General features: G+C 74.2%; 10 protein-coding genes and 1 pseudogene. 5 read left to right on the top strand and 6 right to left on the bottom strand.

The features are described from left to right. Nucleotides 1-166: 166 nt before the first annotated feature. The gene (locus A4V12_RS00260) at nucleotides 167-1,669 is read right to left on the bottom strand and encodes a PLP-dependent aminotransferase family protein (protein WP_064067088.1); all 1,503 of its coding nucleotides are present in this window, start codon (nucleotides 1,667-1,669) and stop codon (nucleotides 167-169) included. A 104-nt stretch (nucleotides 1,670-1,773) separates the two neighbouring features. Here A4V12_RS00260 and A4V12_RS00255 point away from each other — a divergent pair, with 104 nt between their 5' ends. The 4 genes from A4V12_RS00255 to A4V12_RS00240 all read left to right on the top strand — a co-directional run bounded on the left by A4V12_RS00255 (nucleotide 1,774) and on the right by A4V12_RS00240 (nucleotide 5,326). Beyond that, nucleotides 1,774-2,526, top strand: a complete 753-nt coding sequence (locus A4V12_RS00255) for a YczE/YyaS/YitT family protein (RefSeq protein WP_234372020.1) — start codon at nucleotides 1,774-1,776, stop codon at nucleotides 2,524-2,526. Next, nucleotides 2,523-3,290, top strand: coding sequence for a glycerophosphodiester phosphodiesterase family protein (locus A4V12_RS00250; RefSeq protein WP_064067087.1), 768 nt, complete (start codon nucleotides 2,523-2,525; stop codon nucleotides 3,288-3,290). Before A4V12_RS00255 ends, A4V12_RS00250 begins: the two co-directional genes overlap by 4 nt. 47 nt (nucleotides 3,291-3,337) lie before the next feature. Next, on the top strand, nucleotides 3,338-4,696 hold the full coding sequence (locus A4V12_RS00245; protein WP_064067086.1) for an MFS transporter: 1,359 nt from the start codon (nucleotides 3,338-3,340) through the stop codon (nucleotides 4,694-4,696). Nucleotides 4,697-4,951: 255 nt separating this feature from the next. Beyond that, nucleotides 4,952-5,326, top strand: coding sequence for an RNA polymerase-binding protein RbpA (locus A4V12_RS00240; RefSeq protein WP_026278069.1), 375 nt, complete (start codon nucleotides 4,952-4,954; stop codon nucleotides 5,324-5,326). 140 nt (nucleotides 5,327-5,466) lie between these two features. Here the strand turns inward: A4V12_RS00240 and fxsA are convergent, their stop codons facing one another. The 4 genes and pseudogenes from fxsA to A4V12_RS00220 form a co-directional block, all read right to left on the bottom strand. After that, nucleotides 5,467-6,063, bottom strand: a complete 597-nt coding sequence (gene fxsA, locus A4V12_RS00235) for an FxsA family membrane protein (RefSeq protein WP_064067085.1) — start codon at nucleotides 6,061-6,063, stop codon at nucleotides 5,467-5,469. A gap of 651 nt (nucleotides 6,064-6,714) precedes the next feature. Next, a pseudogene (locus A4V12_RS00230) lies at nucleotides 6,715-7,476 on the bottom strand (polyprenol monophosphomannose synthase); the annotation flags it as partial. A gap of 570 nt (nucleotides 7,477-8,046) precedes the next feature. Further along, nucleotides 8,047-9,672: an amidohydrolase gene (locus tag A4V12_RS00225; RefSeq protein ID WP_064067084.1), complete on the bottom strand. Its 1,626-nt coding sequence runs from the start codon at nucleotides 9,670-9,672 to the stop codon at nucleotides 8,047-8,049. A gap of 22 nt (nucleotides 9,673-9,694) precedes the next feature. Next, nucleotides 9,695-10,135, bottom strand: a complete 441-nt coding sequence (locus A4V12_RS00220; RefSeq protein ID WP_064067083.1) for an Lrp/AsnC family transcriptional regulator — start codon at nucleotides 10,133-10,135, stop codon at nucleotides 9,695-9,697. A 204-nt stretch (nucleotides 10,136-10,339) separates the two neighbouring features. Here A4V12_RS00220 and A4V12_RS00215 point away from each other — a divergent pair, with 204 nt between their 5' ends. After that, complete coding sequence (locus A4V12_RS00215; protein ID WP_064067082.1) at nucleotides 10,340-10,738, top strand: hypothetical protein; 399 nt, start codon at nucleotides 10,340-10,342, stop codon at nucleotides 10,736-10,738. A gap of 320 nt (nucleotides 10,739-11,058) precedes the next feature. Here the strand turns inward: A4V12_RS00215 and A4V12_RS00210 are convergent, their stop codons facing one another. Next, nucleotides 11,059-12,231 carry an acyl-CoA dehydrogenase family protein gene (locus A4V12_RS00210; RefSeq protein ID WP_064067081.1) on the bottom strand — a complete coding sequence of 391 codons (1,173 nt, stop codon included), beginning with the start codon at nucleotides 12,229-12,231 and terminating at the stop codon, nucleotides 11,059-11,061. Nucleotides 12,232-12,247 lie beyond the last annotated feature (16 nt).

The following is a 12,247-nucleotide window of genomic DNA, read 5'->3' as shown; positions in this document are numbered from 1 at the left end:
CCCGCCACAACCGCCCCGGCCCCGAGCCCCGCGCCCGCACCGGCCGCTCCCCCGCGCCCGCCCGCGCCCCCCGCGGCGGCCGGTGGGGCCGGTGCCGCCCCCGCGCCCACCGGGTGACACCGGCCGGCCCCGCGACAGCCGCGTCGCGCGGGCCGGCATCCCGCCGTTACGCCACGAACGTCCGCAGCGACTCGCCCGAACCGGCGCTCGCGCCCGCCTTCACCAGCCGCGCCGCCGCGGCGAGGCGTACCGCCGCCTCGTCGGCGACCGGACCGGCGACGGTGAACGGCAGCCGGACGTACCCCTCGAAGGCGCCGTCCACGCCGAAGCGGGGCCCCGAGGGCACCCGGACGCCGACCCGCTCGCCCACCTCGGCCAGCCGGGAGCCGGAGAGGCCACCGGTGCGCACCCACAGCGTCAGTCCGCCGCGCGGCACCTCGAACTCCCAGTCGGGCAGCTCCCGCCGCACCGCCGCCACCAGGGCGTCCCGGTTCTCCCGCGCCTGGGTGCGCCGCAGGGCGACCGCCTCCTCCCAGCCGCCGGTGCGCATCAGCCAGTTGACGCCGAGCTGCTCCAGGACGGGGGTGCCGAGGTCGGCGTACGCGCGGGCGGCCACCAGCGAGCGGATCACGTCGGGCGCCGCGCGCACCCAGCCGATGCGCATGCCCGCCCAGAAGGCCTTGCTCGCCGACCCCACGGTGAGGACGGTGCTTCCGGCCGGATCGAAGGCGCAGACGGGCCGGGGCATGTCGAGCCCCTCCTCCAGGTACAGCTCCGTCATCGTCTCGTCGACGACGAGGACGGTCCCCGCCGAGCGCGACGCGTCGACCAGCGCCCGCCGCTGGTCCTCGCCCGCGAGCGCGCCGGTCGGGTTGTGGAAGTCCGCCACGACGTAGGCGAGCCTCGGGGCGGCGTCCCTGAGCACCTGGCGCCAGCGCGGCAGGTCCCAGCCCTCCAGTCCCTCCGACATCGCGACGGGCACCAGACGGGCGCCGGCCTCCCGCATCAGCTGGAGGATGTTGGCGTACGACGGCGACTCCACGGCGATGCGCTCGCCCCGGCCGGCGAACAGGTGGCAGATGGCGTCGATCGCGCCCATGGCCCCGGTGGTCACCATGATCTGCTCGGGCATCGTGGGGATGCCGCGTTCCGTGTAACGGTCGGCGAGCATCTGGCGCAGCGCGGGCAGGCCCGCCGGGTAGTCCCCGTGCGTGTGGGCGTACGGCGGCAGCTCCTCCAGGGCGCCCTGGAAACCGCGGGTGAGCCACGGTTCGGGCGCGGGCAGGGAGGCGCAGCCCAGGTCGATCATGGAGCCGAGCGACTCGGGGGGCAGGGGTTCCAGGCCCCGCGCGGGCAGCGGATTGCCCGCGGGCACGGCCGTCCAGCTCCCGGCGCCCCGCCGGGACTCCAGGAACCCCTCGGCGCGCAGCGCCTCGTAGGCGGCTGCGACCGTCGTACGGCTCACCGACAGCGCCATGGCCAGCTCCCGCTCGGCGGGCAGCCGGGCGGCGACCGGGACCCTCCCCTCCAGCACCAGCAGGCGGATGCCGTCGGCGAGCGCCCGGTAGGCGGGCGGCTTGCGGGTGCCGGGGCCGGCCGGCCGCGGCTGCTGCGCATTGAGCTGTCGGGCCAGCTGGGCGGGGCCCACCGCCGAAGTCCACTCCGCCATGGAATTCAGTCCACCTTCCTCGAATTGGACCTGGTTGGCATCCAAAGCCCTGCCACAGGGTGACATGAATCAGTCCACCACCATCACCTCGGGGGGCACAACACATGTCGACCGCATCCGGCACACCGGATCCCGGACCCGATCCCGGCACGGCGGATCCCGGCACACCGCACCCGGCGCTCGATCGCGGCGCGTCGCGGCACCTCGTCCGCCGGCTGGTCCAGCTGTACGCGGGCCTGACCCTGTACGGGGTGAGTTCGGCCCTGCTGGTCCGCAGCGGTCTGGGGCTGGAGCCGTGGAACGTCCTGCACCAGGGGCTGGCCGAACGGACCGGTCTGACCATGGGCGTGGTCCTGACCCTCGTCGGGGCGGCGGTGCTCCTGCTGTGGATCCCGCTGCGGCAGAAGCCCGGCCTGGGCACCGTCTCCAACGTCCTGGTCATCGGGTTCGCGATGGACGCCGCCCTCCGGCTCGTCCCCGACGCCCACGACCCGTTCGTGCAGATCACGCTGATGGTGGGAGGCGTCGTACTGAACGGGGTGGCCACCGGCCTCTACATCGCCGCCCGGTTCGGCCCCGGCCCGCGCGACGGGCTCATGACGGGACTGCACCGGGTCACCGGCCGCTCCCTGCGCCTGATCCGCACGACGATCGAGGTCACCGTCGTGGTCACCGGGTTCCTCCTGGGCGGTTCCCTGGGGATCGGGACGGTGCTCTACGCCCTGGCGATCGGCCCGCTGGCCCAGTTCTTCCTGCGTGTCTTCACCGTCCCGGGCCGGGACGGCGTCCCCGGCCGGGCCGGCGGGAGCACCGTGATCGCCTCCGGGCGGCCCCGGCAGGTCATACTGCGGCGGTGACTCGCGTACGCCATCCCTATCTGGACCACCCCTCCCTCCCCATACCCTTCGCCCACCGCGGCGGTGCGGCGGACGGCCTGGAGAACACGGCGGCGGCCTTCCGGCGGGCCGCCGCTGCCGGGTACCGCTACTTCGAGACGGACGTGCACACCACCGCTGACGGGCGGCTGGTCGCGTTCCACGACGCGACTCTGGACCGGGTGACGGACACCCGCGGCCGGATCCGCGACCTCCCCTGGAGCGCGGTGCGCCACGCGCGCGTGGCGGGCAAGGAGCCGCTGCCCCTCTTCGAGGAGCTGCTGGAGGAGTTCCCGGACGCCCGGTGGAACGTGGACGTCAAGGCGGAATCCGCCCTGGAGCCGCTGATCGGGGCCGTCCGCCGGGCGGACGCCTGGGACCGGGTGTGCGTCGGCTCGTTCAACGAGGGCCGGGTGGCCCGGGCCCTCCGGCTCGCGGGTCCGCGCCTGGCGACCTCCTACGGCGTGCGGGGCGTGGTGGGCCTGCGGCTGCGCTCGTACGGCATCCCCGCCGCCCTGCGGGCCGGCGCGGTGGCCGCGCAGGTGCCGGAGAGCCAGGGCGGCGTCAGGGTCGTGGACCGGCGGTTCGTGCGGGCGGCGCACGAGCGGGGCCTCCAGGTGCACGTGTGGACGGTGAACGATCCCGATCGGATGGCCGCGCTGCTCGATCTCGGGGTGGATGGCATCATGACCGATCATCTGGAGACGCTGCGCACGGTGCTGACCGACCGGGGGGTCTGGGTCTGAGCGTGCCTCCCGTCTCCCGCCCAGGGGACGAAGCGAGGGGGACGGGCGTGAGCGACGCCGAAACCGCCGACCGGGCCGCCGGTGCGGCAGAACCGCCCGACCGCAAACGCGAGCAACGCGGCTGGTACTTCTACGACTTCGCGTGCTCCGTCTACTCGACGAGCGTGCTGACGGTCTTCATCGGACCGTACTTGACGTCGGTCGCCAAGGCCGCCGCCGACGCGGAGGGTTTCGTCCACCCGCTGGGCGTCCCGATCCGCGCGGGTTCGGTCTTCGCGTACGCGGTGTCCGCCTCCGTCGTCCTGGCGGTGCTGGTGATGCCGCTGACGGGCGCGGCCGCGGACCGTACGGGCCGCAAGAAACCGCTGCTGGCGGCGGCCGCGTATCTGGGGGCCGCCGCCACGGCGGGCATGTTCTTCCTGGACGGGGACCGGTACCTGCTGGGCGCCTTCCTCCTGATCGTGGCGAACGCCTCGCTCACGGTGTCGATGGCGCTGTACAACGCCTACCTGCCGCAGATCGCCGCACCGGAGGAACGCGACGCGGTCTCCTCACGCGGCTGGGCGTTCGGCTACACGTCGGGGGCCCTCGTCCTGGTGCTGGACCTGGTCCTCTACACGGGCCACGAGTCGTTCGGGCTCACGGAGTCGGAGGCCGTGCGGATCTGCCTGGCCTCGGCCGGCCTGTGGTGGGGCGCCTTCACCCTGGTGCCCCTGCGGCGGCTGCGCGACCGGAGGGCGGCGCCGGGCGGTGAGGGCGCCGTCGGTTCGGGCTGGCGGCAGTTGACGGCGACGCTGCGCGACATGCGCCGGCACCCGCTGACGCTCTCCTTCCTGCTGGCGTACCTGGTCTACAACGACGGTGTCCAGACGGTCATTTCACAGGCGTCGGTGTACGGCTCCGAGGAACTGGGCCTGGACCAGACCACGCTGATCACGGCCGTGCTCCTGGTGCAGGTCCTGGCCGTCGCCGGGGCCCTGGGCATGGGGCGGCTGGCGCGCGTCCACGGCGCGAAGCGCACCATCCTCGGGTCGCTCGCCGTGTGGACGCTGATCCTGGGGGCCGGGTACTTCCTGCCGGCCGGAGAACCGGTCTGGTTCTTCGCGCTGGCCGCGGCCATCGGGCTCGTCCTCGGCGGCAGCCAGGCGCTGTCCCGTTCGCTCTTCTCGCACCTGGTGCCGCGCGGCAAGGAGGCGGAGTACTTCTCGGCGTACGAGATGAGCGACCGCGGCCTCAGCTGGCTGGGGCCCCTGGTCTTCGGCCTCGCCTACCAGCTGACCGGCAGCTACCGGGATGCGATCATCTCCTTGGTGATCTTCTTCGCGCTGGGATTCGTCCTGCTCGCGCGGGTACCCGTCCGGAAGGCGGTGGCCGCGGCGGGAAACCCCGTACCGGACCGGATTTAGACGCGGCAGTGAAAGGCCGGTAGTGTACGCCTTTGGCCTGCCAGGCGGACCGTTACTGCGTGCTCTTACAGCAAAGACGCTGGGTGACATCTGCTGCCAGATGTGACAAACCGGGCACTGGTGGGTACAACAAGGGGCGGCACGACGGGCGACGCATGACCCGCAACGGGAATCTTTACCGCCGACCGGACGTTGACCGGATGACGACGACAGCGACACCTGTCCTGTGGGCGACAAGCCCGGGAGGCACGATTCATGAGTGAGCGAGCTCTTCGCGGCACGCGCCTCGTGGTGACCAGCTACGAGACCGACCGCGGCATCGATCTGGCCCCGCGCCAGGCGGTGGAGTACGCATGCGAGAAGGGGCATCGTTTCGAGATGCCGTTCTCGGTCGAGGCGGAGATTCCGCCGGAGTGGGAGTGCAAGGTCTGCGGAAGCCAGGCACTCCTCGTTGACGGGGACGGCCCCGAGGAGAAGAAGGGCAAGCCGGCGCGTACGCACTGGGACATGCTCATGGAGCGGCGCACCCGCGAGGAGCTCGAGGAGGTGCTGGCCGAGAGGCTGGCGGTCCTGCGCTCCGGCGCCATGAACATCGCGGTGCATCCGCGCGACAGCCGCAAGTCCGCGTAGGCGCACAACAGCGACCTCGCGCACAGCGAGCGCCATAGAGCAGCACGAGCCGCGGGGCGGCGGTACATCAGGTGTACCGCCGCCCCGCGGCTCTCCGTGCTGCCGCGCGCCTGCCCCGGGGCGGGCGCGCGGCGGGTCGGTCAGCGGGTCAGCGGCGGCCGGGGGCCCTCGCCGTCGTACGCCCCGGGCTGCCGGGGCGTGTCGTCGCGGATGACCTCACCCTGCACGACCTTGCCGTCGGGACGGTGAATGCGGGCCTGCTGGAAGACGTCCCCCAGGGAACCGTGGCCCGCCACGGCCTCCCGCATACGGCGCTCCAGGCTCCGCTCCGCGTACCGCCCGGCCGCCGTGCGCACCGCGGGGATCAGCAGCAGCAGTCCCGCCACGTCGGAGATCAGGCCGGGGAGCATCAGCAGCAGCCCGCCGAGCATCAGGAAGCCGTTGCCGGTGCTCGACCGGTCCTGGCCGCCGGGCGACGCCGGTGCGGCCCCTGGCTGCTGCTGGAGCGTCTCGGTCAGCGTGCGGAAGGCCCGCCGTCCCGCCCGCTTGACCACCGCGGCGCCGAGCACACCGGCGCCGACGAGCAGGGCGAGCACGCCGAGCCCGCCGGCCGCGTCCGCCACCAGGGTCAGCAGCCAGATCTCCAGCACCAGCCAGGCGGCGACGCCGAGCGGGGCGAGGGTACGGGCGCGGGAGCGCGGTGCGCGGGCGCGCGGGGGCGGTGAGCCGGTCATCATGCCCCCAGTGTGCCTGGGGCCGTGCCAGGACGGCGTAAAGGGCCCGTCGTACGAGCGGGCGGGAGACCCCGCCCGCTCCGGACACGCCGCGCGGCAGGCCGGCGCGGGGCGGGTGCCCGGTGCCGCCCAGGGCGACGGCGGCCTCGCCGGTGCACGTCCTCGGGCGTGACGCGGAGGATCCGGGCCTCGCAGTCGGCCGGCTCGCCGACGCGGACGATCGTCGGGCCGTGGCGGCCGGCGACCCGGCGGGCCGGCTCGTGGACGCCGGAGTGCGCCCATGTCCCATGGCCGTACAGCCGCCGCCCCGCCGCGCCCGGAGGGCTCAGGACCGGGCCCGCCAAGGGCCCGGCGGGCTCAGGACGGGACGGGGCCGGGATCGGCCGCCGGGCCCGGCTTCTCGTCGCCGGACTTCCCGTCTGCGGACTTCCCGTCTGCGGGCGTCTCGTCCGCGGGCGTCTCGTCCGCGGGCGTCCCGGCGCCGGACTTCTCGCTTCCGGACCTGCCGACCCGGCCGGGCTCGCCGGACGACGACGTGCTGCGGGTGTCGCCGCTCGCGCCGGCGGCCGCGCCGGAGACCTCCGCGCCGGACTCGCCGGGCGCGCCCGACGGACCGGTCCCGGGGGCCCGGGTTCCGGACGGCGCCGCGGTGGAGGGCTTGCGGCCGAGGAGGCGGTCGGCGCGGGAGCCGAGGCCCCAGGCGGTGACCCGCCACAGCGCCTCGACCACGATGTCCCGGCTCATCTTGGAGTCGCCGAGCTCCCGCTCGACGAAGGTGATCGGCACCTCGACCACGTGATAGCCGGCGGCGACCGCCCGGCGGGCGAGGTCGACCTGGAAGCAGTACCCCTGGGACGCGACCTCGTCGAGGCCGAGGCCCTCCAGGGTCTCCTTGCGGAAGGCCCGGAAACCGCCGGTGACGTCCCGGATGGGGACGTCGAGCAGGAGGCGCGAGTAGGTGCTGCCGCCGCGGGAGAGGAACTCACGCGACTTCGGCCAGTTCACCACACGGCCGCCCGGCACCCAGCGGGATCCCAGGACGAGGTCGGCGCCCTTGAGGGCGGTCAGCAGCCGGGGCAGCTCCTCGGGCTGGTGGGAGCCGTCGGCGTCCATCTCCACGAGGACGCCGTAGTCGCGCTCGATGCCCCAGCGGAAACCGGCCAGGTAGGCGGCTCCGAGCCCCTCCTTGCCCTTGCGGTGCAGGACGTGGACGTGCTCGTCCCCGGCGGCCAGCTCGTCGGCCAGCTTGCCGGTGCCGTCCGGGCTGTTGTCGTCGGCGACCAGGACGTCGACGTCGGGCACGGCGGCGCGCACCCGGGACACGATCGGCTTGATGTTCTCGGCCTCGTTGTAGGTCGGGATGATCACCAAGGCTCTGCCGAGCGGGCCGTACCGCCTCTGGCCACCGTCGTTCACTGCTGCCCCTCACGTCCGTACACGGATCACCACCATAGCGAGCCCCCGGCGGGACCCGTCGCGGCGGCGGTGCGAAAGCGGCGGATCGGGCCCGCGCGGCGGGCGGCGCGGGCCCTCCGGCACACGGCGGCACGGGCACGAGTCGGGGCCCGACGTCCTTCGGGCCGACCTCAGGCCCGCTGGCTGCGGATCGACCGAGAGCCGTTGTCTACTGAACGTCCGGGCCCCACCCGGGTCGCACCTCTCCCGGGCTCCTGGGGAGCGGGAGGGACCTCCGGCCGGGCAAAAACCTTCCCTCGCCCCCGAGGACGCGGGCGCTGAACCTGGCTCCCAGTGGTGGTGCGCCGGTGCGGCACACCGCCCCATGACCCAGCGGCGTTCGACGACTGCGTGAAGGTCGGCCGGTCGGACGTCCTGTGGTGGACCCGCCGAACCTACCGGCCGCCGACCGCTCGCTGTCAACAGTCGCCCGACCTGCGGCGATCGACGGAAACAGCAGGTCAGAGGGGAAGATCCGCAGGTCGCGGGCGACCCCCGGAAGAGGCGCCGGAAACCCGGGAATTCCTTACGTCACTCGTTCGGTCGTACGAAGACCGTGCGTCCGGAGACGACGGTCCGCAGACATACGGGCAGGTCCGCGCCGGGCGTGAGATCGGGCAGGCCGGGCGTGCCGGAGCGCGGATCGGTGGACCAGCGGGCGACGCGGTCGTCGGGCGCCTGGACGACGAGTTCGTCGGCGCGCCAGACCGCGTAGTCGGCGGGGGCGCCGGGTACGAGGACGCCGGCGTCGTCCCGGCCGGTGGCGCGCCAGCCGCCCCGCGTGTGCGCGGTGAAGCCCGCCCGCACGGAGATGCGGTGCTCCGGCGTGCGGTGGAACGCTGCGGCCCGGACGGTGCCCCAGGGGTCGAGCGGCGTGACGGGGCTGTCGGAACCGAAGGCCAGGGGCACGCCGGCGCGCAGCATCGCCGCGTAGGGGTTGAGGGTGCGCGCCCGCTCGGCGCCCAGGCGCTCGGCGTACATGCCGTCCTCGCCGCCCCACGCCGCGTCGAAGGCGGGCTGCACGGAGGCGGTGAGGCCCAGTTCGGCGAAGGCGGCGATGGTCTCGGGGGTGAGCATCTCGGCGTGCTCGACGCGGTGGCGGGCTGCACGCACGCGTGCCGGGCCGACCTTCTCGGCGGCGGCCCGTACGCCGTCGACGACCGCGCCGACGGCGGCGTCCCCGATGGCGTGGAAGCCGGCCTGGAGCCCGGCCTCGGTGCAGGCGGCGACGTGGGCGGCGACGGCGGCCGCGTCGAGGTGGGCGGTGCCGGTGTGGGCGGCGTCGGCGTAGGGCTCGTGGAGGCAGGCGGTGTGGGACCCCAGGGAGCCGTCGACGAACAGGTCGCCGGCCGCGCCGATCGCGCCGAGCTCGCGGATCCGCCGGGCGTCCTCCTCGCCGGACACGGCCTCGGCCCAGTAGCCGACGACCCGGGGTCCCGGCTCCTCGGCGGCCAGCGCCAGCAGGGCGGTGAAGTCGTCCTCGTCGGAGATCTCGGGGCCCGCGCACTCGTGGACGGTGCCGATGCCGAGGGAGGCCGCGCGGCGCAGGGCGGCCCGCTGCGCCTCGGCGCGCTGGCCGGGCGTGACGGCGGCGTGGGCGGCGGCGCGGACGGCGTGGTGCGCGGCCCCGGTGAGCGGCTGGTCCGGGTGGTGTCCGGACAGCCCGGTCACGCCGGGGACGAGGTCCAGCAGCGCGGTGGTCACGACGGCGGAGTGGACGTCGACGCGGGGCAGGTAGAGCGGGCGCCCGCCGGTGGCCTCGTCGAGTTCGGTACGGGACGGGGGGCGGCGTTCGGGCCAGCGGGCGGCGTCCCAGCCGTGGCCGAGGAGGACCTTGTCCGCGGGGCGGGCGGCGCTGTGCGCCCGTACCCGCTCCAGGGCCTCCGCGAGGGTGCGGGCGCCCGAGAGGTCGAGGCCGGTGAGGGCGAGGCCGGTGGCCGTGGTGTGGACGTGCGCGTCGGTGAAGGCGGGGGTCACGAGGGCGCCTTCGAGGTCGACCACCTCGTCCACGCCGGAGGCGAAGGCGTCGGCCGCGCCCTCGGAACCCACCCAGGCGACATGGCCGCGTTCGACGACCATCGCGGTGGCGAAGGGGTCGGCGGGGCTGTGGACGTCTCCACCGCGCAGGAGCACGGTGCGGTGTTCGCTCTCGGTCATGGTGACCAGCCTAAGGACGTGGTCACACGCGTGGCGGCCGGGCCTCGTACGGGGTCGACAGGACGACGGTCGTGCGGGTGGACACGCCGGACTGGGAACGGATCCGGGTGAGCAGGTGCTCCAGTTCCAGGGGGGTCGCCACCCGGACCTTGAGGATGTAGTTCTCGTCGCCGGCGACGCTGTGGCAGGCCTCGATCTCGGAGATGTCGGCGAGCCGGTCCGCGATGTCGTCGGGGGCGCTGGGGTCGAAGGGTTTCACCGAGATGAACGCGGTCAGCGGCAGGCCCACCGCCTCGGGGTCGACGACGGCGGCGTAGCCGCGGATGACTCCGCGCTGCTCGAGGCGTCGGACGCGCTGATGCACAGCCGAGGTGGACAGGCCGGTGGCCTTGCCCAGGTCGGTGTAGCTCATGCGCCCGTCCTTGACGAGCAACTCGACGATCTGACGATCCAGCTCCTCCATGCGGTCAACCTATTGCCCCGGGTGCCCCGCGGCACAGCCGGGGCGACCGTGGAAGGCCACCTGCGGGCGGCATGTGACGAAGACCACAGGGGCGGGGCCGTGTCCTTTCGTGACCGGATGGTTATTCGCGCGGGTGGATGGGAATTGCTTGCTGTGGTCGAGACCGCAAGAGCCCGGTCGGCCCACCCGAGGGGGAGATTCTCCATGCAGGAGCCTGTTGATTCGGTCGTATCCCACGAGGACGACGAACTCGACGCGTACGACACTTTCGAGATGGTCCGGGTCATCTGCCCGGACTGTTCCCAGCCCATCGCGCTGCTGGCGGACGAGGACGTGCTGCCGGAGCACGCCCTGTGCCCCACGCCGTGGAACCCGTTCGTGCTGACGGTGTGCAGCGGCACGGGCCGGGCGGCGACGGACGCGCGCCCCGCCGACGAGTCGCTGGAGCTCCAGGAGCAGGACACCGCCCTGCTGCTGACGCTTCCGCAGGGACTCGACTGGCGCACCCAGCCGTTCTCCCACGTGGGCGGCCCCGGTTCCCGTCCCATCAAGATGCCGAGCCCGGCGCAGCGGCGGATGCCGCGGATGGGCCGCGCGGCCTGAGCCCGCCGCCACCGGCGGCCGGTACGCACGTCACCGTCCCGCACCCCGCCCCTCGACGCGGCGGGGTGCGGGACGGCCCGTTCGGGGCCCGGCCGTGCGGGCGCCGGACCGCACCGGTGGCCGCGGCCCGGCGCGGAGCCACCCCGGCGGACCCGGCCGGGCACGGCCCGCCGTACCCGAGTACCCCGCACGGCACGGTCCTGGCGTGGCGAGAGGGCCGGCCAAGCGGCCGGACCCGACCGCGCGGCCGTGCCACGGGCCCGCGCGACCGGACGGACCGGGCGCCCACGGCGGAACCGCGGCGGGGCGCCCCTCGGCGGTCAGCGGCTCTCGGGGCCCACGACGTGCCGGGCGATGACCATCCGCTGGATCTGGTTGGTGCCCTCGACGATCTGCAGCACCTTCGCCTCGCGCATGTAGCGCTCGACCGGGAAGTCCGCGGTGTAGCCGTAGCCGCCGAGCACCTGGACCGCGTCGGTGGTGACCTTCATCGCCGCGTCCGTGCAGAAGAGCTTGGCCATGGCCGCCTCCCGCGAGAAGGGCAGACCGGCGTCGCGCAGCCGCGCGGCGGCCAGGTACAGCGAGCGGCCCGCCTCGATCTGGGTGGCCATGTCGGCCAGCATGAACCGCAGTCCCTGGAAGTCCGCGACGGGACGGCCGAACTGCTGCCGTCCGGTGGCGTAGGTGACCGCCTCGTCGAGGGCGGCCTGGGCGACGCCGATGGCACAGGCGGCGATGCCGAGGCGGCCGGAGTCGAGGGCGGAGAGGGCGATGGCGAAGCCCTGGCCCTCGTCGCCGATGCGGCGGGTGTCGGGGACGCGGACGCCGTCGAAGTGGAGCTGCGCGGTGGGCGAGCCCTTCATGCCCATCTTCTTCTCGGGCGTGGCGGCCGACAGCCCCTCGGCGTCGCCGGGGACCAGGAAGGCCGTGATGCCGCGCGGCCCCTCGACGCCCGTGCGGGCCAGCACCGTGCAGAAGTCGGCGACGCCGCCGTGGGTGATCCAGGCCTTGGTGCCGGTGATGATCCAGTCGTCGCCGTCCCGGACGGCCTTCGTGCGCAGCGAGGCCGCGTCGGAGCCGGACGAGGGCTCCGACAGGCAGTACGCCCCGAGGAGTCCGCCGCCCAGCATGGCCGGCAGGTGCTCGGTCTGCTGCTCCTTGGTGCCGTAGCCGGCCAGGGCGTGGCAGGCGAGGGAGTGGACGCTGACGCCCAGGCCCACGGTGAGGCGGGCGGCGGCCAGCTCCTCGAGCACCTGGAGGTAGACCTCGTAGGGCTGGTCGCCGCCGCCGAAGTCGGAGTCGTACGGCAGGCCGAGCAGGCCGGAGTCGGAGAGGAGGGTGAAGACCTCCCGCGGGAAGTGTCCGGCGTCCTCCTCCTCCGCCGCGCGCGGAGCGATCTCCCGCTGGACGATGTCACGCACCAGGGCGATCAGATCCCTGGCTTCCTCGGTGGGCAGCTGTCGTTCCACCGGCTGCGGGGCGCGGTCGGGCATGGGGGCGCTCTCCTCC

The sequence above is a fragment of the Streptomyces noursei genome, from assembly GCF_001646665.1.
Taxonomy (GTDB): Bacteria; Actinomycetota; Actinomycetes; order Streptomycetales; family Streptomycetaceae; genus Streptomyces; species Streptomyces lavendulocolor.
Note: the sequence above shows the minus strand (reverse complement) of the source record. Positions and strands in the feature narration are given on the sequence as shown.

Coding starts and splice junctions, on each gene's coding strand:
- A4V12_RS00260 (WP_064067088.1), bottom strand. CDS start 1,669: ATGGCGGAGTGGACTTCGGCGGTGGGCCCCGCCCAGCTGGCCCGACAG.
- A4V12_RS00255 (WP_234372020.1), top strand. CDS start 1,774: ATGTCGACCGCATCCGGCACACCGGATCCCGGACCCGATCCCGGCACG.
- A4V12_RS00240 (WP_026278069.1), top strand. CDS start 4,952: ATGAGTGAGCGAGCTCTTCGCGGCACGCGCCTCGTGGTGACCAGCTAC.
- fxsA (WP_064067085.1), bottom strand. CDS start 6,063: ATGATGACCGGCTCACCGCCCCCGCGCGCCCGCGCACCGCGCTCCCGC.
- A4V12_RS00225 (WP_064067084.1), bottom strand. CDS start 9,672: ATGACCGAGAGCGAACACCGCACCGTGCTCCTGCGCGGTGGAGACGTC.
- A4V12_RS00220 (WP_064067083.1), bottom strand. CDS start 10,135: ATGGAGGAGCTGGATCGTCAGATCGTCGAGTTGCTCGTCAAGGACGGG.
- A4V12_RS00215 (WP_064067082.1), top strand. CDS start 10,340: ATGCAGGAGCCTGTTGATTCGGTCGTATCCCACGAGGACGACGAACTC.
- A4V12_RS00210 (WP_064067081.1), bottom strand. CDS start 12,231: ATGCCCGACCGCGCCCCGCAGCCGGTGGAACGACAGCTGCCCACCGAG.